At 68.2% G+C, this 24145-nt stretch carries 18 protein-coding genes and 1 pseudogene; 11 read left to right on the forward strand and 8 right to left on the reverse strand.

What is annotated here, in order from left to right; all coding sequences use genetic code 11:
- Window positions 1-152 precede the first annotated feature (152 nt).
- The 3 genes from ABEG17_RS02605 (at window position 153) to ABEG17_RS02615 (ending at window position 3031) form a co-directional block, all read left to right on the forward strand.
- On the forward strand, window positions 153-665 hold the full coding sequence (locus ABEG17_RS02605; protein ID WP_406831723.1) for a sensor histidine kinase: 513 nt from the start codon (window positions 153-155) through the stop codon (window positions 663-665).
- The gene (locus ABEG17_RS02610; RefSeq protein WP_406831724.1) at window positions 656-1297 is read left to right on the forward strand and encodes a response regulator transcription factor; all 642 of its coding nucleotides are present in this window, start codon (window positions 656-658) and stop codon (window positions 1295-1297) included. The genes ABEG17_RS02605 and ABEG17_RS02610 overlap by 10 nt, the downstream gene beginning before the upstream one ends.
- A 552-nt stretch (window positions 1298-1849) precedes the next feature.
- Window positions 1850-3031 (forward strand): IS110 family transposase, encoded by a 1182-nt coding sequence (locus ABEG17_RS02615; RefSeq protein ID WP_406831522.1) that lies wholly within the window; start codon window positions 1850-1852, stop codon window positions 3029-3031.
- 34 nt (window positions 3032-3065) lie between these two features.
- On the opposite strand, the gene ABEG17_RS02620 is transcribed toward ABEG17_RS02615, so the two are convergent.
- Window positions 3066-3731 carry an alpha/beta hydrolase gene (locus ABEG17_RS02620; RefSeq protein ID WP_406831725.1) on the reverse strand — a complete coding sequence of 222 codons (666 nt, stop codon included), beginning with the start codon at window positions 3729-3731 and terminating at the stop codon, window positions 3066-3068.
- A 235-nt stretch (window positions 3732-3966) separates the two neighbouring features.
- On the opposite strand from ABEG17_RS02620, the gene ABEG17_RS02625 reads away from it, so the two are divergent.
- Window positions 3967-4473 (forward strand): nitroreductase family protein, encoded by a 507-nt coding sequence (locus ABEG17_RS02625; RefSeq protein ID WP_406831726.1) that lies wholly within the window; start codon window positions 3967-3969, stop codon window positions 4471-4473.
- A gap of 280 nt (window positions 4474-4753) precedes the next feature.
- Here the strand turns inward: ABEG17_RS02625 and ABEG17_RS02630 are convergent, their stop codons facing one another.
- Window positions 4754-5482 carry a class I SAM-dependent methyltransferase gene (locus ABEG17_RS02630; RefSeq protein WP_406831727.1) on the reverse strand — a complete coding sequence of 243 codons (729 nt, stop codon included), beginning with the start codon at window positions 5480-5482 and terminating at the stop codon, window positions 4754-4756.
- 425 nt (window positions 5483-5907) lie between these two features.
- On the opposite strand from ABEG17_RS02630, the gene ABEG17_RS02635 reads away from it, so the two are divergent.
- Window positions 5908-6354: a hypothetical protein gene (locus ABEG17_RS02635; RefSeq protein ID WP_406831728.1), complete on the forward strand. Its 447-nt coding sequence runs from the start codon at window positions 5908-5910 to the stop codon at window positions 6352-6354.
- A 1522-nt stretch (window positions 6355-7876) separates the two neighbouring features.
- Window positions 7877-8320, forward strand: coding sequence for a hypothetical protein (locus ABEG17_RS02640; protein ID WP_406831729.1), 444 nt, complete (start codon window positions 7877-7879; stop codon window positions 8318-8320).
- 1791 nt (window positions 8321-10111) lie between these two features.
- On the opposite strand, the gene ABEG17_RS02645 is transcribed toward ABEG17_RS02640, so the two are convergent.
- The 3 genes from ABEG17_RS02645 to ABEG17_RS02655 all read right to left on the reverse strand — a co-directional run bounded on the left by ABEG17_RS02645 (window position 10112) and on the right by ABEG17_RS02655 (window position 13367).
- The gene (locus ABEG17_RS02645) at window positions 10112-10504 is read right to left on the reverse strand and encodes a hypothetical protein (RefSeq protein WP_406831730.1); all 393 of its coding nucleotides are present in this window, start codon (window positions 10502-10504) and stop codon (window positions 10112-10114) included.
- Between the two features lie 1958 nt (window positions 10505-12462).
- On the reverse strand, window positions 12463-12672 hold the full coding sequence (locus ABEG17_RS02650) for a dodecin (protein WP_406831731.1): 210 nt from the start codon (window positions 12670-12672) through the stop codon (window positions 12463-12465).
- Window positions 12636-13367: an FAD-dependent monooxygenase gene (locus tag ABEG17_RS02655; protein ID WP_406831732.1), complete on the reverse strand. Its 732-nt coding sequence runs from the start codon at window positions 13365-13367 to the stop codon at window positions 12636-12638. Before ABEG17_RS02655 ends, ABEG17_RS02650 begins: the two co-directional genes overlap by 37 nt.
- On the opposite strand from ABEG17_RS02655, the gene ABEG17_RS02660 reads away from it, so the two are divergent.
- Window positions 13309-14193 carry a Gfo/Idh/MocA family protein gene (locus tag ABEG17_RS02660; protein WP_406831733.1) on the forward strand — a complete coding sequence of 295 codons (885 nt, stop codon included), beginning with the start codon at window positions 13309-13311 and terminating at the stop codon, window positions 14191-14193. The two genes, ABEG17_RS02655 and ABEG17_RS02660, sit on opposite strands and share 59 nt — an antisense overlap.
- A gap of 206 nt (window positions 14194-14399) precedes the next feature.
- On the opposite strand, the pseudogene ABEG17_RS02665 reads toward ABEG17_RS02660, so the two are convergent.
- Window positions 14400-15434 (reverse strand): annotated as a pseudogene (locus ABEG17_RS02665) (hypothetical protein).
- Window positions 15434-16621, reverse strand: a complete 1188-nt coding sequence (locus ABEG17_RS02670; protein ID WP_406831734.1) for an MFS transporter — start codon at window positions 16619-16621, stop codon at window positions 15434-15436. The pseudogene ABEG17_RS02665 and the gene ABEG17_RS02670 overlap by 1 nt, the downstream one beginning before the upstream one ends.
- 323 nt (window positions 16622-16944) lie before the next feature.
- Here ABEG17_RS02670 and ABEG17_RS02675 point away from each other — a divergent pair, with 323 nt between their 5' ends.
- From ABEG17_RS02675 to ABEG17_RS02690, 4 genes are all read left to right on the forward strand, one after another.
- The gene (locus ABEG17_RS02675) at window positions 16945-17484 is read left to right on the forward strand and encodes a cupin domain-containing protein (RefSeq protein WP_406831735.1); all 540 of its coding nucleotides are present in this window, start codon (window positions 16945-16947) and stop codon (window positions 17482-17484) included.
- 444 nt (window positions 17485-17928) lie between these two features.
- Window positions 17929-20469 (forward strand): LuxR C-terminal-related transcriptional regulator, encoded by a 2541-nt coding sequence (locus tag ABEG17_RS02680; protein ID WP_406831736.1) that lies wholly within the window; start codon window positions 17929-17931, stop codon window positions 20467-20469.
- Between the two features lie 223 nt (window positions 20470-20692).
- Window positions 20693-21877, forward strand: a complete 1185-nt coding sequence (locus tag ABEG17_RS02685; RefSeq protein ID WP_406831737.1) for an epoxide hydrolase family protein — start codon at window positions 20693-20695, stop codon at window positions 21875-21877.
- Window positions 21878-21949: 72 nt separating this feature from the next.
- Window positions 21950-23278, forward strand: coding sequence for an epoxide hydrolase family protein (locus ABEG17_RS02690; RefSeq protein WP_406831738.1), 1329 nt, complete (start codon window positions 21950-21952; stop codon window positions 23276-23278).
- A 97-nt stretch (window positions 23279-23375) separates the two neighbouring features.
- Here the strand turns inward: ABEG17_RS02690 and ABEG17_RS02695 are convergent, their stop codons facing one another.
- Window positions 23376-24125, reverse strand: coding sequence for an SDR family oxidoreductase (locus ABEG17_RS02695; protein ID WP_406831739.1), 750 nt, complete (start codon window positions 24123-24125; stop codon window positions 23376-23378).
- Between the last annotated feature and the right edge of the window lie 20 nt (window positions 24126-24145).

The following is a 24145-nucleotide window of genomic DNA, read 5'->3' on the forward strand; positions in this document are numbered from 1 at the left end:
CGAACGCGCGGCGCAGCAGCGGCAGGTTCAGGTTGCTTTTCTCGATGGCTGCGAGGACGGCGTCAAGGCGGGCCGTCTGCCCCCGGGCGGCCATCGTTGCGAGTTGCGTCTCGAGCGGGACGGTGGGGATGGGCTGGCCTTGGCATGTCAAGGTGTCTTGTTCGTTCCACACAGGACTGGCACAACGACGCCTCTCACGCGGCGTCGACGTCTCCGAGGTCCTGGACGCGGCAGTCGCCGAGCTCGGCACCGCAGTGGGCGAACTACGCCAGCTGGCCCACGGTATCCGGCCCAGCTGTCTCGACGACGGCCTCGAGCGCGCCTTGGGGAGCCTGGTCGCAGCTGCCCCGCTTCCGGTCACCGTTCACGTCCAAGCCGTCGACCTCGACAAGGACCTGGAGACAACCGCCTACTACGTCGCCTCCGAAGCCATCGCCAACGCGATCAAGCACTCCGGCGCCGACCGCATCGCGTTGCACGTCAGTACCGACCACGGTCAGCTACATGTCAAGATAGCCGACAACGGCGCCGGACAAGCGCGAGCCACCCCGGGGTCAGGACTCACCGGGCTCCGCGACCGCGTCGGCGCCCACGGCGGCCGCCTGCTCATCAACAGCGGGACCGGGCAAGGAACAGTCGTCGAGGCAGTCATGCCATGCGCATAGTCATCGCCGAAGACTCCACCCTCTTTCGAGAGGGACTCGCGAGCCTGCTGCTCGATGCCGGACACGACATCGTCGCCAAGACCGCAGACGCACCCACCCTCCTCAAGGCAGTCCACCAGCACCGACCCGACCTGGCCATCATCGACGTCCGAATGCCACCAGACGGAACCGACGACGGTGCCAGAGCCGCCGCCACACTGCGCATTGACCAACCGCACCTCGGCATCCTGATGCTCTCCCAACACATCGAGACCAACCACTCGGTACACCTAGTGGCGCGCGGCGGCTTCGGATACCTGCTCAAGGACCGAGTCCTGGACGTGGACGACTTCCTCAGCGCCCTTGAGCGCGTCGCCAAGGGTGGCTCCGCCCTGGACCCCGAGGTAGTCGCCCGGCTCATAGGGGCCGGCACCCATACCGCCTTGGACACCCTCACCTCGCGAGAACGCGACGTGCTTGCCCTCATGGCGCAGGGCCTGGCCAATGCTGGCATCGCCAAACGGCTCTGGCTCAGTTCGCGGACCGTGGAGACCCACGTCGCCAACATCATGATCAAGCTCGGACTGGACGACAGGACCGACGACAACCGACGAGTGCTGGCCGTCCTGAGGTTCCTCCGCCTCAATGGCTGAGCGGGCAGCGCAGTGACCGCGGTGGGTGGCTAAGGGTCTTCACGGACAACAGACGCGGTTGTCGGTTCTACGAGAAGTTGGGATGGATTCAGACCGGCCAGTCGAGCCACAGCACGTTCCCGCCATACGCCGAACTCCTGCGATACGAACGCAACGTTGCTCCCGCGTGAAACGCCCGCATCTGCCGCGGACCGCGAGGTCGCGTCGAAATAGGTGCGCTAGACCACTCCACAACATCGGATGGGCGGTGTAGTGGCCGTCTGCGTGCTGCGGAGTCGCCCGCGCCGATGCGTATATCGGCCATCTCATTTGCACGAGCGGATCGCGGCTACTTAGAGACTGGTCGCAGGATCGGTGTCTGGCCAGACTCGGTCCAGGTGTCCGGCGAGACGCTCTGATTTGCGGCTGCCCACCGGTGTCATTGGTGTGGCTCTCTCATGGCGTGCGGCCTCGTCGGGCACCGCGCGAGGAGAGGCTCGAAAGGGGTTTGTCCGGCTCGAAGTAGCAATGCCCTCCCCGCTTCACATCACAGCGAGTGAAGGGAGCACGGCGATGGGCGTGATCATCGGGATGGACCCGCACAAACGCTCGGCCACGATCGAGGTCATCGACGAGGTTGGGCGGATGGTGGCGGTGGGACGGTTCGGTACGGACCGAGCCGGGTACGCCGAGCTGCTCGCCGCGGGTCGGGAGCACCGGGACAGGGTGTGGGCGGTCGAGGGCTGCAACGGCATCGGGCGGCACATCGCCCACCGGCTGGTCCACGACGGCGAGACGGTGCTGGACGTGCCGGCCAAGCTGTCGGCGCAGGTGCGGGTGTTCGCTACCGGCAACGGGCGCAAGACGGACCCGGTCGACGCGCACTCGGTCGCGCTGGCGGCGCTGTACGCCCCCGCTGAGCCCGGCCTACGGCGGGTGCAAGTCGACGGCGACCTGGTCGTGATGGGTTTGCTGGTCGACCGTCGCGACGAGCTCGGCCGGGCCCGCACCCAAACCCTCAACCGGTTGCATCGGCTGTTGCTCGAGCTGTTTCCCGGTGGTGCCAAACGGTTCCTGTCCGCCCCGCAGGCCCGAGCCCTGATCGCCACCACCAAACCGCGGGACCTGGCCGGCAAGACGCGCCGCCGGATCGTGGTTGAGCTGATCGGTGAGCTCGAGGCCATCGACCGCAAGATCAAGACCGCCGAGAAGGACCTGGCCGCGCTGGTCACCGACCGCGGCTCGACCCTGATGGACCTGACCGGGATCGGACCCACCGGCGCAGCCCGGCTGCTGGCCGACGTCGGAGACATCCACCGCTTCCGCGACAAGGACCGCTTCGCGTCGTGGAACGGCACCGCGCCACTGGACGCGTCCTCCGGGAACCAGCAACGGCACCGCCTGTCCCGTGCCGGGAACCGGCGGATCAACCGGACCCTGCACATCATGGCCGTGGTGCAGCTGCGAAACCCCACCCCGGGGCGGGACTTCTATCGGGCGAAGAAGGCCGGCGGGACACCCTCGTTGATGGCGATGCGATCGCTCAAACGGCGCCTGTCGAACATCGTGTACGCCCGCATGGTCGCCGACCAGAACAGGCGCGACCAGAACAGGGCGACGGGCCCGGGAGGGCAACGGGGCAACGACTCTGACTCCAGCGCGACCGGCTCACAACCCCACACCGGCACTTCGGACAAGCCACTTCCCGGACCCGCCATCAACCAGCGTAGAACTCTCGCCCCCGCCATGTCTTGACCTAAAGGGGTGCCATGAGGGGACGTCCGCACTGTCAGTGCCGGGTCGCCCACGCCACCATCATCGGGAACTCCTGTTCCCAGAAGGGGTCGCCATGCGACCCGGCGCGTTCCTTCATGACGACGTCGGCGCCCGCGTCGCGAAGGGCCGTCGCCCATCGCATCGCGTTCTCGTGGAAGAACGGCTCCTCCGTGCCAGCAACGAGATACACGTTCGGTAGTAGGGATGGCATCGGCTCAGGCGGTGGGTAGCCCGCTCCCGGCGAAGCGCATAGAACGGTTCCGAACTCCTGCGGATGTCGCATGCCCAGGGCGAGGGCCAGCTCTCCACTGGCCGATACTCCGAGCGCCGCCGTGTGTCTGGCGGGCAGCGCTACGCCGAACCTGGTCCGTACCCAATGCGTGACTTCGCTGAGGAGGAACCTCTCATGTGCCGCGAACCGCTCCGGGTTGAAGCGCGGCGAGTACTCGTGGAGGCGCAGCGTCTCATCTGCTTTGCGGTGTAGGCCCACCACCATCGTGGACGGCAGATCGGTCCCTACCAAGTCGCAGCCCCACGGGGCTAGCAGTTGACCATCACCCGCGAACACGATGAACTCCGGCGGGTCGGGCGGCACGTACACCGTGACCTGCCGTCCACTGTCGTACTCGAAGGCTTGGGTGACGAACTCTCCAGACTGTGCCGTGTGATGGCTCGTCACCTGGGCCCTCGGTCGTGCTCATGTGCGGCATCTTGCAGGACAGTGCGGGGCGTGCCAACCCTCCGACAAGATGCTCGAAGCTCCGCTAATCAACATGAGGGTGCGGATCGGGTGCCAGTTGTTGACCCGAGCTGGGCGGTCGGCTAACCACGCATGCGGAGCCCGCTTTCGGCCAGCGGCCGCCGTAGATGGTCGCCACGAATGGGTTGAAGGCGCAGGATGAGACCGTGGAAACGTGGGGCGCCCTGCGGGCGCGACGAAATGTGCGGCAGTTACTGAGCAGCCAGTTCCTGACGAGGCGCTCGACCGTATTCTCGAGGCTGGGCGGCGTGCCCCGTCGGCGGGTAACTGGCAGCCCTGGGATTTCGTGCTCGTCACGGATCGAGCGCAGCTGGTCGAGCTGGCGAAGGTCTGGCAGGGGGCGCAGCATGTCGCCGGAGCGGCTGCCGCGATCGCGATCGTCGCTCCCGAGCCGAAGGACGCTCGGCAGTCAGAGCTGCTCCAGTACGACCTCGGCCAAGCCACCTATGCGATGACCATCGCCGCCGCCGACCTGGGTGTCGGCACAGGCCATGCCGCAGCCGCTGACCAGGACCAGGCCAGGAACGTTCTGGGCTTTCCTGAGGGACGATTCCTGGCCTACATGCTCTCCGTCGGTTATCCGTCGGACAAGCCGTTGGCCGTGATCAACCGGCTGAACCGACGCCCCTTCGACGAGGTTGTGCACCGCGGAGCGTGGTGACCAGCGAGACGCCACAAGCAAGACAGTGTCACGGTCGCGCATGGCGGAAACAGCTCGCCCGGCGCACAACGGTCATCGAGATTGGGATCAACCGACCCGCCAAGGTTCGGCTCGTCGTTGACCTACCAAACGTGGGCGCTCGCAAAGGGATTGCACCTGCGTCACTTCGTCGCTTCCCGGCGAGCCACCCAGACGCAGCCTTACCGGATCGGCCGAATGAGCAAGCGCGTTAGGCCTCGAACCCTGGCCAGGCTGGTGGGCGGTGAGATTCGGGCGCCCCCTAGGCGACGGCGTCGAGGACGAAGAAGATGAACCCGATGAAACGGGTCGGATCGGACTCGCTCGACGGCAGCAACTCCGGTGGGGTGTCGGGCGCCACCGACGGCTCGCTGATCGTCGAGATCCTGAAGCCTGCAGTGGTAAACGACTCCGACATCGCGCTCAGCGAGCGGTACCAGATCGTGAGCGTGGCCGAGACGCCGTCGAAGTCGTACTCCTCCGCGTTCGGAACGGTGGCGAAGTAGTTCACCTCGGGGTACATCACCGGCGGGATGACCGGGTGATTGACCACCACGACCAGCCGTCCGCCGGGCTTCAGCACCCGGCGCAGCTCGGCGAGCGGCCGCGACCAGTCCTCGAGGTAGTGGAGCACGAGCACCGCCACGGCGTCGTCGAACTCCTCGGCGCCGTACGGAAGTGGACGGGTCAGGTCGGCCACATTCAGTTCGGCCTCCTCTCCGAGCCGCGCCCGGGCCAGCCCGATCATCGCCTGGCTCGCGTCGAACCCAGACACGGTCGCGCCTCGCTCCGAAAGATCCTTAAGGAGCGGCCCAGAACCGCAGCCAGCGTCCAAGATCCGCCGCCCAGCCACGTCACCGAGCAGATCCAACACCGCCGGCCGGGCGTACCACCGGTTGAACAGGCCGTTCTCGTTTGCCCGCGCGTACGCCTCAGCGAAGGCGTCATAGTGCTCTGGTTGCTGCTCGGCGGCCTGCGGTTCGGACGTCATGGCACGCCACCCTGCCACGTCGGATCGCAAGGCGGGCGGAGGCGACGCGTTCCACCACATCGCCCCAAACGACCGCTCTGCCGGGATCCTCGAGGTGCGTCACTCCGCCGCCTTTGCACAGCTCTTTCGGAAGCTAGGCCCCCCAAACGGGAGGGCCAGCGCTCCTCATCGCGGATGGGAACTCAGCGCGTACGCGACGAGCACCCTCTTCGGGCGTTCGCGCGACCCGGCTGAACTCGGCGTGTCTGCCACCGGCACGGGCTCGTCGCCTCACTGAATGCCTGGTTGTACCGGCCCTTGAGGCGCCGCGGCTCGGGCGTGCCGTGTCAATGCTGGCTGCGTGTTCGTGCAGCGGACGTCGACGACGGGTCGTCGGCAGCTCTACGAATGCCTATGTCAGACCACCGCATCGAAAGGGACCAGTCGTGAACAGACTCAAGGCCAAGGCGGCAGTCGCCGCGCTCGGAACGCTGGCGCTGCTATGCGTAACCGCGACGTCCGCGAGTGCCGATGGCAACACATGGGGCTACGTGGCCGGCACTGACAGCGGAGTCATTAGGCATGCCATTACCGGCAGCGGCACGGACATCACGAGCCAGTCAGCCAAGATCCAGCTGACCACCGGCGACATGATCTGCAACTACTACATCAACTGGGTGTACCTCGACATGAACAGCAATCCTTGGTACACCGAACGCGCGTTCACGAACACGGGCTGTTCCAGCGCGGGTGGGACCGCCGGAAGTGGTCAGCAGTACACGGTCGCTTCGGTGTACCGGGGGCATGGGACCGCCAAGAAGGGGTACGCCTGTGCATACGTGTTCACCAACAACGCCTACCGTGGACGGGCCTGCGTACGCGTGGGGTGGTGACCGCAGCACACCGGTCCATTCCGTGTCTCGAGCGGTCGCTCGAGCTGTCTGGGCCGGTGTGCATGGCCGCCCTGGCGCTCAGGCTCTCCCCATAACGGCAGTCAGGTGTGGGCGCACACGACGGACTTCCTCATCGACGGTCCGCAAGCTCACTCCGAGACCTCGGGCAATTGCTGCGTGGGTCGACCCCGACGCGACACCTTGGGCGATGGCGAGCTGGCGCTGGGACAGGTCCGGCCATCCCTCTGAAGCGGGGTCTGCGCTGCGCGACCAGGTGTCATCCCAGATGCGGCACGCCAGCTTAACGAGCTCGGGATTCGTGCCCAGCCATGCGGTTTCTCCCCCCGTACATGTGGGAAGGCCCGGCAGAATGACACAGGCCCGATCCAACAGGATGAATGAACCGTACGATGGACCGGGCCGGGCGTGGCGCTGGGAGGCCCGCAGGAACGGGTTCCGCCTGCCAGCTTCGGGAGCCGCGACCACCGCTATGCGGACACCCCGGCGCCGTGAGTTCTGGTCCAATCCCATGCCCTGCCGGGAGGCGCTGAACCCGGGCCTTAATTGCAGCGCGACAGCGGAGACGCGGCACTTAGGCTCAACACACTCAAGAGCCTCACGGATGACGTGCGCGCCCTCGCCCAGGAGGCGAAAACCTTCTGGGGCCCTGCCGAGGTATGCCGCGGCGCTCATCTCCAGGGTGGCAACGGTCAGAGTGGTCCACAGAGCCATCAGATAAGTGTTGTCGTTGACTGCCACCCGGCCCCCCCAAGTGCTTCGACGGTGCATACCCTGTTCGTGATAGACACTCAGCTGGGCAGAACGACTGGCGAGCCGAGCACCTTCGGTGGAACCACCATGGGCCACATGCTGCACCCGCTCACGGCATCCGAGAGCGGCAAAGGGGTAAAGGGCTAGTCAAGGAATCGACAGAGCAGGGACTCTTCTCCGCACGCCGACGAGATGGTCGTCGCCGACCCCGGGTGCCAGCGCAAACCGTTGCCAGCGGGCGCGGTGCGGGTCGCATTGGCCAAGAGTCTGCACATCTCAGGGGTTTCGCGCGCGCCTCGAAGGATCCGTGTCGGATACCCGTTGCACCCCACCGCGGGATCCTCAGGAGGCCGGTCACACCGACCCTGTGACGACATCACGACCAATCACCAGCCCTTCGACGGGGTCGTGCACCGCGGAGCGTGGTGACCAGCAAGACGCCACAAGCAGGACAGTGTCACGGCCGCGCATGGCGGAAGCAACTCGCCTGGCGGACAACGGTCATCGAGACCGGGGACCAGCGACCCGCCGGGATTTGGCGCGTCGTTGACCTACTGATTGCAGGGCGCTCGCAACGAATTGCCCCCGCATCGCGTCGCCGCCTGAGTGCTCCCCGCCGGCGCGGCCAGACGATCACGGCTAGTGCGACGCTTGGGCGGTGCGCGACACGCGAGCAGCCGCAATCCGCACGTCTCACCACTCTGTGGCGTGCCGCTACCGGTAACGCTAAGCAGGCCGTCACACTAGGCGAATGGCGAAGGACAGTTGGCTAGCTCTGATCGCGGTTGTGGGTCCGCTGATCGGCGCAACGGTGGGAGCCCTTTGGGCCACGTTCAGCCCGCGCACCACTCAGCAGCGCCTGAAGGAAGCCTTGGAGATCGACGACGTCGTCCCCGGCGAGTACCAGGCGGAGTGGCGTAGGCACCTTGATTACCTCATTGCAAACGAGGCCTTCAATGACCGGCTGATGTGGCCCGGACCTGCATGGGCTGCCGCAGGCTACGGGGCTCTCGTTCTCGCTCTTACAACAACCGAGACGGGACGCTGGGCATTGTTGAGTTTGGGTGCCGTCATGATCGCTTTTGGCGCATATCGCACCCTGGCCATCCGGTCGCATCTCAAGTCGGAGCGCAAGCGACTGTTGTCCGCCTTCCCCAGCGCTCGAAGCGCCGGCCGGGACCCCTCGGCGATATGACCTAGGCCTCGGGACTGCCATCCGCGGTGGGAATCCCGCCGGTGCCGGTGCCTCTGGCCCAAGCCTTCTTCGACAACGACCCGAGAGTCTGAACCTGCCGTCGGGATCTAGTACGGCCAGGGCGGAATGGTCCGCGCCCCCCGAACAGGTAAGACTGTCGGGGTCGTCCACGATGTCCTGACGGACGCCTACTTCGGCTCCCAGCTCGCACTGGTCGTCCGCCCGGATGAAGCTGACGGCACTGGTGCCCGGTCTGGGGGCTAATCATGGCTGAGCCTTACCCGCTGGACGCTGAACCAGCGGGGCTCGTCGCTGCGGGCGAGGCCCGACCGAAGTCGGGGTCCGGGCGCTCTCATCCGACGAGCCCTCGACGGCGTGAACCTCATCTGGGCAAGCGGGCACGATTCCTGATGACCAGCCACTCCACGCGAGGTCAATGGCTGGAGCACGGCTGGAAGGACAGTCTGCGCGTCGCCGCTGAGCTGGTCGAAGACCTTGCCGGTCTCGAGGAGACCTGCCTGTGGAACCAGGAAGAGCGCGACTTCTACGGCGAGGAAAGGCCAAACCGTTTCGCCGTCGGGCTCTCCCGCGCGTCGGTGGAGCCGTACATCTCGGCCCCGCCGCCCGGCACCAGTTCTGGCGTGGGCATCGAAAGGGAGTCCTGGATCGACAACCTCAACAGGGATCCCAACTCACCCGAGCTCCGGGCATTTGCAGCGCCCAGAAGGACATCTGGATCCAGTGCGCGTGCGCGTCGGCCCGGTTGGCGACCGCAACGACGAAGTGGGCGAAACCGATCTACGCGCTGTGAGTGCGGTGCGGATGACCGACAATGGCAAGTCCGCCATCAGAAACATGGCCGAACGCGACTGGTACCGATGGGCGCGCGACTCGGCAGCAAACGCCCATCCTTCGTTGGGGTGGGAACCCGCCGCCCAGGTATGGCGCACCCGTTAGCCACGAAGGCTCAGGCTCCCGGCCGTGGCTTCAAGTGCCTCCACTGCCCATGCGACGGCCAGTTGATGACTAGCGTCGAAGGGGACGTTCGGAAGGTATTGGGCCGCGGACCGGGCGGTGCAGTTCATGCAGTACACGTCACCGACCCGCGGGTGAGTGCTGTGCCCTTCGAACTCCAACGCAATCCCCTGGGGGTCGAGGACAATCACAGCGGACATGTCCACCTCAACTCGGAGGTCGGGGTTTCCGCACTGACAGGTCAGGGCTTCCTGATTCATGGTGCTCCTTGGTTCGGATGTGGATCGTGACCGGCGTCTTATCGGCGGTCGCGTACGAACGGTTGACCAACAAGGGAAACGCCGGCCGCGCAGGGAGCGGGGAGGGTTGTCCGCAGCGGGACGAGCCAAGACAAAACTGTCGGCGTGCTCCGCGAGGCGCGGTCTCGGCTGTGCTCTTCGATCGGGCGCCGTCTCGTCACAGCGACCGCCTAGGCACAACCGGTCAAAGACGGGATATCGGTTTCTGCTGACCGGTTGAGGAACGCTTCGGGGGTCGCGCCTCCGTACGCGTGTTCCAAGGCATCCCGCGGATCCATGCCCGTCTGCGTCCACAGGACAGCGACGTCAGGATCTGTCTCCCTATTCAGCAACTCGCATACCTGATCGGGCCTCCAGCCGGCAGCCGCCCAGGCCTGACCGGTCTGGGTGGGGACGTGCGCGACCGCCCACTCTGCGGACTCGTGACGGGTGAATCCTGGAGCCCTTGAAGCCCAGGCAGTCACCTCGTTGCAGCACGGATCGTCAGAAACTCCCCCGGGTTCCTGGACGCGACGTCCTAACACTCCATGCCGCGAGCATCTCGACAGGTTGTCGGCCGGTCGTCTCGCCCTAGCCTCTGGCTGACCGTCTCAGGCAAGGAGCACGGCGGGTTGGCGAACCCGTGGAGGTTCCGCGTGTCCAGTGCCTGCCGCAAGCCACGGTCGAGGGCGCCGTACGTGGCCTCTCCGCTCGACACAAGGTTGTGCAGGCTCGAACACGCGAGGTCGGTCAGCGCCTCCGCGAGGCACCACAGGTCCTCAGGGACCAAACCTGTGACATCGTCGCGCAGTTCTTGCCGGCGTCGGAGAAGGCTCTCGCGTGGGTCATGGGGGTCGTTCGTGAATGCGTACTGCGTAGCGACCTCAGTGTCGATCAGGTTGTATGCGAGGCGGATGAGGTCGGGGTTCATGGCTTCTCCGTGGCGTTCGGTTGATGGCGATCTGTTCATCGGCGGTTCGGCACTGGCACTGGCGCCTGCCCTAGGCATCGGCGGGCCACGGCCTCTGGTTGACCGCCCACTATGCGGCGATGGGCCGGGGTGGCTCTCCTGAGACCAAGGTCGTCAGTAGGGCGATCAGAGCGCCTTGATCGGTTGCGGCGGATTCGAGGATGATCTGCCCGTTTGGCTGACGGATGATCCGGATGCCCGGTGCCCCTGGTGCGCTTGCGGCAGGTGGAGCTGCCTTACGGACAGGGCCGCGGGGGGTCCCAACGCGAGGCTTGGAGGAGGTCCCACTTTGGCCACCGGGTGGTCCCACAGGCCGGGTCCCCCGGCTTCTATTGGGGGCGACCTCGTAGATGTTGGCGCGTTGCTTCTTTGCTCGCGGGCCGCTTGGCCTGCCTCGCTCTGCGAGTTCGAGCGCTCCGTGGGCGACGAGTCGCGCGAGGGCGTTCTTGGTGGTGCGCTCCCCCAGAGTCGTCGCGGAGGACACTGCGCGCCAAGGGAGGGCGACCCTGGTCATGGCTCGGTTCTTCATCTCGTTGGCGGCGTGACGCAGGACGATTCGGTCTGAGTCGAGCAGCGCGTTGTTGGGGTCGTCGGCGGTTGCTTTGGCGTGGTCGACGCGACTGTCGATCTCATGCGCAACCGCGTTTTGGTCCCAGGCTGGACTGGTGGTGCGGTTAGCCCATGCTCGGTCCCAGGCGTAGTGAAGCGTTTGCCGGATGCGGGCGGGGGTCTCTGGCCGGGGCGTGCTTCCTCGGCGTAGTTGGGTGATCAGACGGCGTTGTGGTTCGAGCACGACGGCTTCCCATTCCATGATTGACCAGTGGTGGTGCTGGGCGCTCATGGCGGTGCTGATGAGTGCTCCGACGACTGCTCGGTTGCCGGTGCGCCGGAGGTCGGGGGCGGCGACTCCGTCGGTGATGAGGTCGATGGCCCACCCGGGGAGGGCGCGGGTCGGAACTGCTTCGCGTGTCTGGCGTGCGGGGTGGCGAGCGTCGCCGAGTGAGGGTGCTTCTGTCTGTTCCTGGTCCTGTGGGACGTCCGGGACGCGGGGGTTAGTGTCGGTGGTGGGTTCTGTCGTGTTGTCGAGACTGGTCATGTACATGTTCATCGGCAGGCGGCGGCACTCGCTGTACAGCCCGGCCTTGGCAGTGGCGGCGGCAGTTCTCAGGCCACGCCGATGGGCGTACTTCTTGGTTCGTCTCGGTCACTGCCATGCCGATAGCGGCACGGTGCTCTCGTTCTTGTCTGAGTTGTCCGTTCACCGGTCGGTGCCGGTTCAAGCTGTCCCCCACTCAGGCTGGCTCGACTTGGGTGGACTACACCGTGAGGACTGTGGTGGCATGACTGGCGAGGCGGCGGCTGACGGAGTTGCTGGACCGTACGACAACGGTGACGTCTGCTTTGCGCGCCAGCGCCGAGAATCCGTGGTCGCCGCTTGCGAGGACGAACTGCTGCACTCCTGCGTGCCGTCGCAGCCACCAGGCTGCGTTGAGCAGTTGTACGTCAGCCGCGTTTCGACGGGCGCGCGCAGGGAGTATGAAGTACCCCAGCCGAATGAGTGTCGGCTCGTCTCGGCGAAGTACCGAAGGGCATCCCGACGCCAAAGGGTAGGTGTTTGGCCCGGCCAGGGATCGCAGCGCTGCCCCTACCTTGTCGAGCCCTGACACGCCCGGATCCACGTTGTCGAGGTCCCAAAGCACAACGGTCGCTGGCTGAGCAGGTTCGAGGGCAGGTGGTTGCGGGTCGCACTTGTCGTGGCCGGAGACACGCTCGCTGGAGTGGGTGATTTGTGGTGCGTCCGCTTTCCCCACGTGTGCGCCTCCGTCTGCGTCGATCTTCTGACGCTGACGTTAGGTGCCGACACCGACAGGGCCGCCGCGCGGCTGCGCCCGTGATGCTCCTGTAGGCGTCGATCTCGCCTACTCTTCGAGGCGGAAGCCGAGCTTCACGGTCACCTGCCTGTGCGCGACGGCCCCATCGCTGAGCTGCCCCCGGACTGCCTGTAGTTCGAACCAGTCCAGGTTCCGCAGGGTTGTGCTTGCTCTTGCGACCGCATTGTTGACGGCGGCTTCGATGCTGTCTGGGGATGTGCCTACGACCTCAGAAAGCCCGTACACGTGGTTAGCCATGGTTCCTCGTTTCTAGTGTGGTGCCTCTTCTTGATGGTTGGTCTCGGTCGGCGTGTGCGTGAGGACCGGTCCGGGTTACCGGAATCAGCGCGCGCCGGTTCGTGGGGCGCTGTTCGGCCACCCCGTGTAACCCTCGGCGAGGTAGGCAGAACCGGCGGCTGAGTCCACGGTGGACTGAAGCTCTCTCCGATTTGTCGACGGACATCGAAGTCGGTGGCTTCGGGGAGGGTGTGAAGCATCGTGGTCATCCAGTACGAAAGGTGCTGGGACTTCCAGACCCCTACAAGGGCGCGCTGGGTGTACTCCCCGAGAGCGTCGGGGTCGCCTTTTCGCAAAGCCCTGTCGAGCGCTTCCGCGAGGACTCGTACGTCGGCGAGGGCGAGGTTGAGTCCCTTTGCACCGGTAGGCGGGACCGTGTGCGCGGCGTCGCCAGCCAGCAGCATGTTGCCGTAGCGCATGGGCTCGTTGACGAAGCTTCGGAACCTGAGAACGGCCCGGTCTGTGATTGGGCCTTCGACGAGCTCGTGACCGTTGGCACCGACGCGGGCCTGCAGTTCGGACCAGATGCGGTCATCCGACCACGGCATCGGCTCGCAGTTCGTCGGCTCGATGCACAGACACACGCCGCAGCGCGCCGTGGCGTTCGCAGCCCGAGATGCCGCCAAGACGGAGTCCGTCGCGACACGACTCGGCATCCCCCGGACCTACACCGACACTGGTGCGCTGATCGCGGACGGCGAGGTCGACGCGGTCTACATAGCGACACCACACCCGCTCCACCGGGACCTCGCGCTGGAAGCGATCGCAGCGGGCAAGCACGTTCTCGTCGAGAAACCCATGGCGATGTCCGCGGCCGAGACCCAGGAGATCACCGACGCCGCACGGGCGGCAAGCGTCCTCGCCATGGAAGCCATGTGGACGCGATATCTGCCCCAGTCCGACACCCTGCGACAGATCCTCGCGGAGGGACTGATCGGGCGCCCCCACTTGGTACATGCCGACTTCGGCCTGCAGATGCCGTACGACCCCGACCATCGGCTGTGGAATGCAGAACTCGGTGGCGGAGCGATGCTGGACGCCTGTATCTACACGGTCAACCTGGCCTCGCTCGTGCTGGGGGCCCCGGCGACGATCGACGCCACCGGCAACGTCCTCCCGTCGGGTGTAGATGTGACGGCGAACATCCTCATCACGAAGGCATCCTGGGCCTTCGCGGTTGTTGTCGGCGTGCTCCGGATGACGTCAGGATCACTGCATGGGTGGGCCTGTTCGCAAGGTCCGGGGCACGCGGGGGGCACACGCCTCGCGAGACTGGTCGGTCGACAGCGTGAGGTGCCCTCGCGGGTCTGCGCAGTGACCTCGAGCCCGTTCGGCTGGGAGGTGTCCGGCTGCGATGCCGGTACGGAAGTCGGCTGGACGGGTCTGAGAACGGGCGCCATGCCGGTGGTGAGGGCTGGGGCTTGCGGCAGCCAGGCACGCGCCGGCCCCTGCCGTCATCAGCGCAGTGGACGCTCCCACTGACCAAGCTGAATCGGCGCCTTGGGACCTGCCCCGGGCGCTGCCGCGTGCCGTGGGCCGAGGGGACCGGCCGCGCCCGGAACGGCCGCCAGGCCGCATGCCCGGCACGGCCGGGGCCGGAGGCCCCGGCCTCGCGGCGAAGCCGCGCTTGAACCAGTGAAGAAAGTCCTCACCGAAACCCCGGAGGTCGGCCGGTTAGGGGGTGGTCATCAGTCCCGAGGAACGGACGAGGGCCCCGGCCGCCATGCCCAGCAAACCGTGCGGAGCGCCAGACCGGCGATGCCGACGGTCACCACGCCGAGGACCGCGGCGACAAGCAGGCTGCTGTGCGGGCTCCCGGTCGCCAGTGCCCAGCGCATGCCATCGGCGCCCGCGGCCGCGTACGAGAACGAGAACGCCCACCAGCCGGGAGAGAAGGCGAGCCGCGAGTAGACCGGGACCAGGCGCAGCTGGACCACCACCATCAGCAACGCGTACCCGAGGAGGAAGAGCGACACCCCGTCCACGCGGCCGTGGTTCATGACGAACCACGCGTTGCCCGCCACCACCGGCGGCGCCACCTGGATCGCCATGGTGGGGACGAGCCCGGCCGGGAGAGCAGGGGTGATGAGCAGCCTCGCCCACAGCAACGAGCTCACGGCCACTCAGCTGAGGCTCCCGTACCCGAACATGACCGTCGCCAAAGCGTCGTACCCCATCGCGGAGCTCGCCGCTGCGGCGACCAGACCGGTCGCGACAGTGGGCAAGAAGTAGCCCGCGTGGAGTTCGTCGAGACACAGCTCACTCACGACCCACTGGCCGGTCAGGAACCCACCGTAGGCCACCGCCGAGATGAGGGACACCCAGAACGTCACACGCCCCAAGTCTGGCTCGAGGTCGGCCAACCAGACCCCGATCATCATCGGGACCAGCAGCGCCAGGCACGTGAAGGGACCGAAGACCGGGTCCGAGATGTCGCTGGTCAGGCGGTGCCGGCGGACGGCGTCCACGAGGTAGGCGCACAGGACGACCAACCAGGTGGTCGTGGTGAGGCACCAGGCCGCGTGCACCGGCCACGACCCGACCACCCCCGCGCGAAGGGCGACGGTCCAGCACTGGGCAAGTCCCGCGCAGCCGAAAGGGATCCCGAACAGGTTCGCGGTGACGCGCACCTGCCACGGATGCCCGGGGCCGTCGGCCGTACGTCTTCTCCGGACGGTCGCCCTGCGCGTCGTCGTCACGTCCACTGGTCCGGCGCTCACCATCACCCACCCACTCCGGTCCCCCGCGACGAGGCCGACGTGTACGCCGCGCCCGCCAGTACCAGTGCGGCCCCTACGGTGAAGTCCACTGCCAGCCCCAGGTGGTCGACCGCGACGCCCCCCACCAGCGCCCCGCCTGCGATCGAGACCTGGAGCACGCTGACCAGCACGGCCGAGGCAGCCTCCGGGGCCTGCGGCCAAGCACGGATGATCCAGGTCTGGAGGCACAGCGGCATCACGCCCCACAGAAGCCCCCAGAACGCCATGGCGGCGGCCACGGCGCCATTCCACCGGGCCACCACGGGAAGCACCCCGATGGCGAGCGCAAGGCAGGCCATCGCCGTCACCGTGGTGCTGACGGGGTGGCGCCCGAGGAGCCGGCCGGCGACGAGCGTCCCCACGAAGCCGCAGACGCCGTAGGCCGTGAGCAGCCCGGTCAGCGCAGACGAGTCAAGCTCGCCAGGACCCATGAGGAAGGGACTCACGAAGGTCGAGGCCGCGAACTGGCCTGTCACCACGAGCACGGTGGCCGCGTAGCCCACCCGGGCGAGCCGGGACCGCAGCACCCCGGCCAGGTCGCGGAACCGCAGGCTGGTGACCGGCTCCACGTGAGGGACGAGCGCCGACTGGACGACCAGGCTCACCAGGGCGAGGGACGCCGTGGCCCAGAAGGCCGCGCGCCACCCGAACTCCTCGCCGAGGTACTGACCGGCCGGCAGCCCGACCACGGTGCCGACCGAGATACCGGCCAGGATCACCGACGTGGCGACCGGCCCCGAGCCCGGAGGAGCCATGCGGAACCCCAGGGACGGCACCACGGCCCAGAAACCGCCCAGCGAGAGGCCGACCAGCGCCCGGGCCGCGAGCAGCACGGGAAAGCTAGTGGTCAACGCCGCGATGAGGCTCGAGGCGAGGAGCAGCAGGCCGAGGGCGAGCACCAGGTGGCGCCGGTCCCAGCTCGCGAGCCAGGCGACCAGCGGCGGCGCGCTCACGCCGGCCACCAGCCCGGGCACGAGCACGCAGAGGCCTGCCGTCCCCACCGAGACCCGAAGCTCCTCGGAGAGCTCCGGCAGGATGCCGACGGGCACGAACTCGGCGGCAACGACCGCGAACGACCCGAGGGAGAGGGAGAGAAGTGCCCACCAGTCCCTCCGGGTCAGCCGGCCCTCTCCCGCCGCACCCTCGGTCATCGCGCCATCTGCGGGCGGGTGGGGCGACTGTGTCCGGTCCACTGCCAGGTCTCCGTCCTCGAAGCAGCGTCCCTCGCCGTGGGGTCGCGAGGCGACGTCTGTGGCGATCGTGTCCACCGTTGCGGGCCAACGCCATCGGTCTCCTGACTGCATCCTCGGCAGTCGCCGTACCGATGCTTTGCAGTGGTCGGCGGTCGCACGCTGGACCGGTCCTGCTCGCCCGTCCGGTGTCGTCTCGAGGACGCCCAGACCACGGAGGTTCGAACCATGCTCAGCACCGTTGTTGCCAGCCACACCCCGCCCCCCGGTCGGAGGTGCGCGTCATGAGCTTCGACCCGAGGTCAGCCGGCGCGGTCATCAGTCGGAGCACGCCCGAGGTGCGTGACGTCTTCGGTCCCACCATCGAGGTGCTCACCTCACTCGACTCGGCCGCGAGCGCCCCGGCGGTCCTGCGAGGGTTGGTGCCCCCGGACGTCACCATCCCGATGCATGCCCACGGGGACCCCGAGACGTTCGTGATCCTCTCCGGCGGGGTGCAGGCCCTCACGGTGCACGACGAGCAGCCGGTGTGGACCCAGCTCGCCTCCGGACAGATCTTCCACGTGCCACCGGACGCTCGGCACGCGTTCCGCAACACCGGTCAGGAGCCCTGCCGGATCCTCATCCTCTCGACGCCCACCATGGCCGGGTTCTTCACGAGCATCGGCATACCGCTCTCGGGGGTCGAGGACGCCAGGCGACCACCCACGGCCGAGGAGCTGCAACAGTTCCTGGACGAGTCCGCTAGCCGCGGGTACTGGAATGCGTCTCCCGCGGAGAACGCCGCGGTGGGCATCCAGCTGGGGCCTCCCTCGCAGGTGTAGTCAGATGACCGATGGCGACGGGGGTGCGCCCCCGGACATTGGAGGTGTCACGGCGTTTCCCCGCTCTTCTTGCAGATCGCCCCCTGGACCGAGGCACCAGCGGCGCTCGGCACCGGGGGTGAGGGTGGCACGCGAGGTCGCCTGACGTGAACGCGCGGGGCCGGTCTGGGTCATAACACGCCGGCCCCGCGTCCGCCTCGCTCCGGGCATCAGCCCCCTCCGAGCTTGCCGGCTCCTGGGTGGCCAATCCGCCTCGTGGCGGCACGGGTCCATGGGTGTCACCATGAAGGGCGTGATGGGCGTGTGATGCCGACGAGGTCGGACGCGGCTGCACGGACGAGGAACGACGCTCCCCCGCCCCCACCCAGCCTCGTCGAACGCCCTCGTCTGGAACTCTTGGCCGGCGGCCCGCCCGCCGTCGTACCTCCTGAAAGGGTTGTTGCGGTGTCCGGGGCGCCGGGCGCGGGCAAGACCACACTGCTCGGCGCCTGGACCCGTCGCCTGCTCTCCGGAGGCACCGACGTCGCCTGGGTGACGCTGGCCCCCGGGCACGACGACCCCGTGGTGCTACGCACAGTGCTGACGACAGCGCTCGACTCGACGCGGCATCTGACGCCTCCCGCCCCGCGTCCAGCGCTGGCTTGGTTGGTCCTCGACGAGGTGGACCGCCTGCGGACACAGGAGTGTCGCCGGGTGGTCCAGGAGCTGGTCCTCGAGTCCCGCGCCGGGCTCACCATCGCGCTCGGGGGCAGGTCCGATCCCTTGGCCGCCCTCGGCCTGGACCGGCTCCGGCTGGCGGGAGAGGTGCTCGAGGTCCGGGACGGCGACCTCCGGTTCTCGCTATCAGAAGCGAGGGAGCTCCTTCGAGGGCACGGGCTCAGCCTGGGGACGGCAGAGCTCGAGGGGTTGGTGCGCCTCACCGAGGGCTGGGCAGCAGGCCTGCGACTGGCGTGCCTGGCCCTGGGTGCCGGCCGCCCGATCGAGGGGGTGCTGCGCTCGTTCGCCGTCGACGACGCGTCGCTGGCGAGCTACCTCACCCACGAGGTCCTGGGCGAGCTGGACGGTCCCACGGCCCTGGTCCTCCGGGCGACCAGTGTCGTGCCAGAGCTGGACGTCCCGCTGGCCGAGGAGCTGAGCGGCCGGGCCGACGCCGGGGCGCTTCTCGCGACTCTGGCACGAGAGCACCCCTTCGTGACCCGGGTCTACGGTCACGGCACCGCCTACCGCTACCACCGGCTGCTGCGCTCGCAGCTCGCAGCCGAGCTCCAGCGCACCGAGCCGGAACGGTTCCTCGTCCTCCAGGGTCAGGCTTCGCGCTGGTTGGAGGCGAAGGGGCTGGTGGACGAGGCTCTGCCGCATGCCGTGGCGTCCCGGGACACGGCCCACATCCGTACGGTGCTGTCGGAGCACGGCATCGGCATGGTCCTGGAGGGGCGGCAGGGTGTCCTTGTCGACGCCCTCGCCCAAGCCCCTCCGTCGACGCTGTCCGACCCGGTGGTCGGCGCGGTCCTGGCCCTCGCCCAGGCCGAAGACGGCGACCTGGACCGCGCCGACGCCCTCTTGGCGTACGCCACCGGAGCCACCTTGGACGCCCTGGCCCCCGACCCGGCGCTGGAGAGGCGGCTGTCCCGATTGGCCCGTCTGGACATCGACCGCCTCCGCGGCGCAGTGGCGACGACTCCCGAGGTGGAGGAGCTGCTCGTGCACCGCGCGTCCCACCAGCGCGCCGCCACCGCGCCGCGGCTGCGGTCCAAGGCCGAGAGCGACCTCGAGCTTGCCGAGCTCGTGATGCTCGGCACCTACCTGGCGGATGCTGCACGGCTGGTCGAGGCGCAGGAGGTCATGACCGACGCCCTGCGCCTGGCCGAGGGCCTCCACCGAGACCTGGTGGCGATGCAGTGCATGGTCACCCTGTCACGCGTCGCAGCCCGCCTCGGGGACTTCGCGGCAATGACCAAGTGGGCCCAGATCGGCATCGACGTCGCGGCCAAGCGGGGGTGGTCGGGCCGCCCCCAGCTCGCGTTCGCCTACACCCTCGCGGCGGCCGCGGCCTACGAGACCTACGACCTGCAGTCGGCGTCGCACCTGAGCAACCGGGCCTTGTCGGCCGTCCGGGCGGGCCTGACGGAGACGGGCGTCACGACCCACGGGGCCGACGACGCGACGGCGCGGAGCGCCGAGACCCTCGCCTTCTACGTCGAGTTCGACCGGGCCCAGACGGCGCGCCGTCGAGAGCTCGTAGTGGCACGACGCCTCGACATCGACGCCTTGTCCCGACACGCCTACCCGGAGGCGCTCGTGGCGTACGAGACCCGAGAGTTCGAGCGGATGACCCTGCTCGTGGGCGAGCTCGACCTCGCCGAGTGGGCCATCGCCCTCACCGACCGGCTGCTCCCTGGGAAGGCCGAACCCGTAGTCATGCTGGCCGCTCTCCAGGCCCACTTGGGCGAGCACCGGGATGCGCTAAGCCTGTTGGGCCCCGTCACCCAAGGACACCAATCCGCCGTCGTGGTCACCACGACGATCACAGCGTGGCTGCTGTCCGCCGCCATCGCCGCGCGGACCGGCCGCCCCACGTCGGCGCACGAGGCGGTGACGAAGGCCGTCAGTTTGGCCGGGCCCCGCAACACCGTCCGCCTCATGCTGGAGGTGGCCCCCGAGGTCCCTGGTCTTCTCGCGGCCGGGCGACAACGGTTCGGTCGTCATGGACCTTTCGTGGAGCGTGTCCTCCGGACGTCCCGCCAACTCCAGGAGGGGCCGGGTAGGACCTACGCCCTCGGGCCGGTCCTGTCCCGGCCCCTCTCTCCGGTCGAGCTCTCGCTACTTCGCGACCTCTCCTCCTTGTTGTCCGTCCCGGAGCTCGCGGCAGCCCGGCAGGTGACCCCCAACACGATCAAGACCCAGGTTCGGTCGATCTTCAGCAAGCTCCAGGTGCACTCACGTCGCGACGCGGTAGAGGTGGCTCAACGGATGGGCCTCATCTGAGGGACCTGATTCAAGGGGGCTCACAGTCGCGCGACTGATGGCACCGTGCGGGCAGACGGGCAGCGTTGGGGTCGACGATCGACCACACGGAGGAGCCACCATGGACACCGCGACGATGGACCGCACGGTTCGTACTACACCGGGCCCCGAAGGGGTCAGCCGACGGGATGCGCTGCGGCTCGGTGCAGCAGGTGGTCTCACACTGCTCGCTGCGCCCCCACTCGTGGACCTGCACCCGGACCGCGGCTCGTCGTCGCTGGTCCTCGAACGAGCCACCACGGACATCGCGTCGTTCCGGTCCCGCGTGCCGGAGGCTGCGCTCGACGACCTTCGACGCCGTCTTGCGCTGGTGAGGTGGCCGGACGCGGAGACGCTTCCGGGGTGGGCGCAAGGCGTCCCACTTGTGCGGGCTCGCCGGCTGGTCGACTACTGGCTCCGCGACTACGACTGGCGCCGCGGCGAACGGGTCCTCAACGCTTTCCCCCAGTACCGGACGAGCATCGATGGCCTGGGCATCCACTTCCTGCACGTGCGGTCCCGGCACGCCGATGCGCTGCCGATCATCATCACCCATGGGTGGCCCGGCTCGGTCTTCGAGCTGGTCAAGCTGGTCCGGCCGTTGGTGGACCCGACGTCGTTCGACGGCCGGCCCTCGCAGGCTTTCCACGTCGTGATGCCGTCCCTGCCGGGATTCGGCTTCTCCGACATCCCGTCCACCAGTGGGTGGGGCGTCGAGCGGACCGCCGGCGCCTGGCAGGAGCTCATGCGACGACTCGGCTACCGCCGCTACGTCGCCGCCGGAGGTGACTTCGGCTCAGCCGTGACCCACGCCCTGGCTGCCCTGCGCTCGCCGGCGTTGGTGGGGATGCACACGAGCTTCCCCACCTGTCTGTTCGACCCCCCGGCCATCGCGCCTTATACGCCGGAGGAGGCCGATGCGCTGGCACAGCTAGCTGCATACCGGGCGAGCGACTCGGCACACGCGTTCCAGATGACCACACGCCCGCAGACGGTGGGGTACGGACTGGAGGACTCCCCAGTCGGGTTGGGGACGTGGATCTACGAGAAGCTCGCCGCCTGGACCGACAGCCCGCACGACCCGGACGCGGTGCTAGGGCGCAACTCAGTCCTCGACAACATCACGCTCTACTGGCTGACCGGGACGGCCACCTCGTCGGCCCGGTTCTTCTGGGAGGACCCGACCTGGCCCGTCCCGCGCCTGCAGCTGCCGGTGGGCGTGACCGCCTTCCCGGCCGACATCGTCACCACGCCCAAGGTCTGGGCCGAACGCACCTACCCTCAACTGACCCACTTCAGCCGCGCCCCGGAGGGCGGCCACTTCCCCGCTTGGGAGGTCCCGCTGGTGCTGGCGCAGGAGCTGAGGGCCACCTTCGAGCCGCTGCGCTGACCGCCGAGCGAGGCGGTCCGGCGAGCCGCAGCGCTCCACCAACCACCACCCCCTCCCACCAGGAGTCTGCAGATGAACACCCAACCCGTCTCTGCGCCGGTCTCGGCACCCGACCGCACCCTGTCCGCCCGCCGCTCAGTCGTCCGTGCCGCGGCCCTGGCCGGCCTCACCGTCGCCGGTCTCACTACTACAGCTCCTCGAAGGGCAGCTGCAGCCGTGCCCACGGACCGCTCGGGCCGACCTCTGGTCGCGCCGGCCACGACCGAGGTCGAGCCTGTCCGGCTGCACGTCCCCGAGTCGCAGCTGAAAGACCTGCGGGACCGGCTCGCCGGCACCCGGCTGCCCTCGCCGGCCCCGGTCACAGACTGGTCCCAAGGCGCTCCCGCAGACCAGGTGGGAGCGTTGGTACAGCACTGGCGTCGTCGCTACGACTGGCGGGTCCTCGAACGTCGGATCAACGACCTCGGCCACTTCCGCACGTCCGTCGACGGGCTCGGGATCCACTTCCTCCACGTCCGGTCGAAGCACCCAGACGCCTTGCCCGTCATCCTGACCCACGGCTGGCCCGGGTCGGTCGTGGAGTTCCTCGACACGATCGGCCCCCTGGTGGACCCCACTGCCCACGGTGGCACGCCGCAGCAGGCCTTCCACGTCGTGGTCCCGTCTCTCCCCGGATTCGGGCTGTCCGACCGGCCGACCGAGCCCGGCTGGGGCCTGCCGCGGATTGCCGAGGCCTGGGACGTCCTGATGCACCGGCTCGGCTACGACCGGTACGTGGCCCAGGGCGGCGACTGGGGCGCCGGGGTGACGACCTGGATGGGGAAGCAGCGGCCGGCGGGCCTCCTCGGCATCCACCTGAACCTGCCCATTCTCTTCGCGCCACCGCCACTGGCCGGGGCGACGACCCCGGCGGAGGACGCCGCGCTAGCAGCCCTGACCAGGTACGGCACTACGGAGTCCGCGTATGCCGCGCTGCAGGCCACCCGCCCGCAGACGATCGGCTACGCCCTGGCCGACTCCCCCGTTGGCCAGGCGGCCTGGATCTACGAGAAGCTCGGCGCATGGTCGGACACCCACGAGCAACCCGCGCAGGTCCTCGGTCCAGACCGCGTCCTGGACAACATCGCCTGGTACTGGATGACCGACACCGGGGCCTCGTCAGCACGCCTGTATGCGGAGAGCTTCGGGGACGACTTCGTCACCATCAAGCTCGACCTGCCGGTCGGCGTCAGCGTGTTCCCGAAGGAGATCTACCGGGCCCCGAAGATCTGGGCCGAGCGGACGTACTCCGACCTCGTCTACTTCAGCGACGACATCGGGGCCGGGGGCCACTTCGCAGCCTTCGAGCAGCCGGCGCTCTTTGTCTCCGAGCTCCGGGCCTGCTTCGCCGCCCTGCGTTGACGCAGGCAGCGCAAGCAGCGCAGTCAAGGCATGGCCCCCGCTCGAGGCTTTCGAGCGGGGGCCGCTGACGTCCCGACCCCCCGGGCGTACGTCGCGGTCAGATCTGCTCGGCGCCTCCGTCGACGAAGATCTCCGCACCGGTCATGAAGCTGCTCTGGTCGCTGGCCAGGAAGAGCGCCGCGCTGGCGATCTCCTCCGGCTGACCCATGCGGCCCATGGGGACCGTCGAGGCCAGGTGGTCGAGCAGCCCCTGGGTGTCTTCCGGGGTGGGTGCCAGGCCCTCGACGCCGGGCGTCTGGGTCGGCCCCGGGATCAGGGTATTGACGCGGATCTTTCGGCCCACCAGCTCGGCCGCCCACGTGCGGGCGAACGAACGGATCGCGGCCTTGGACGCGGCGTACACCCCGAAGGCGGGCGTCCCCGCGCTCGCGGCCGTGGACCCGACCAGCACGATCGCCGCACTGTCGTTGAGGACCGGGAGGGTCTTCTGCACGGTGAAGAGCGTGCCGGCGACGTTGCCGTTGAAAGTGTCGGCGTAGTGCTCCGGCGTGATGGCGCCCAGTGGCGCGAACTCGCCACCGCCGGCGTTGGCCATCACCACGTCGAGCCCACCGCCGTGGCTGCTGACCACCTCGACCAGCCGGTCGAGGTCCTCCAGCTTGCTGACGTCGCCACGCACTGCCGTGACGTGGTCACCGATTGTCGCTGCCGCCCGGTCGAGCGCTTCCTGGCGTCGACCGGTGATGAACACGTGGGCGCCTTCCGCGGCGAAGCGGCGGGCGGCGGCCAGGCCGATGCCCGACGTGCCCCCGGTGACCAGTGCGTTCTTGCCTTCGAGCTGTCCCATGATGCTTGTCTCCTTGTTTG

Origin of the sequence: Pedococcus sp. KACC 23699 (assembly GCF_045348425.1) — a bacterium.
GTDB lineage: Bacteria > Actinomycetota > Actinomycetes > Actinomycetales > Dermatophilaceae > Pedococcus.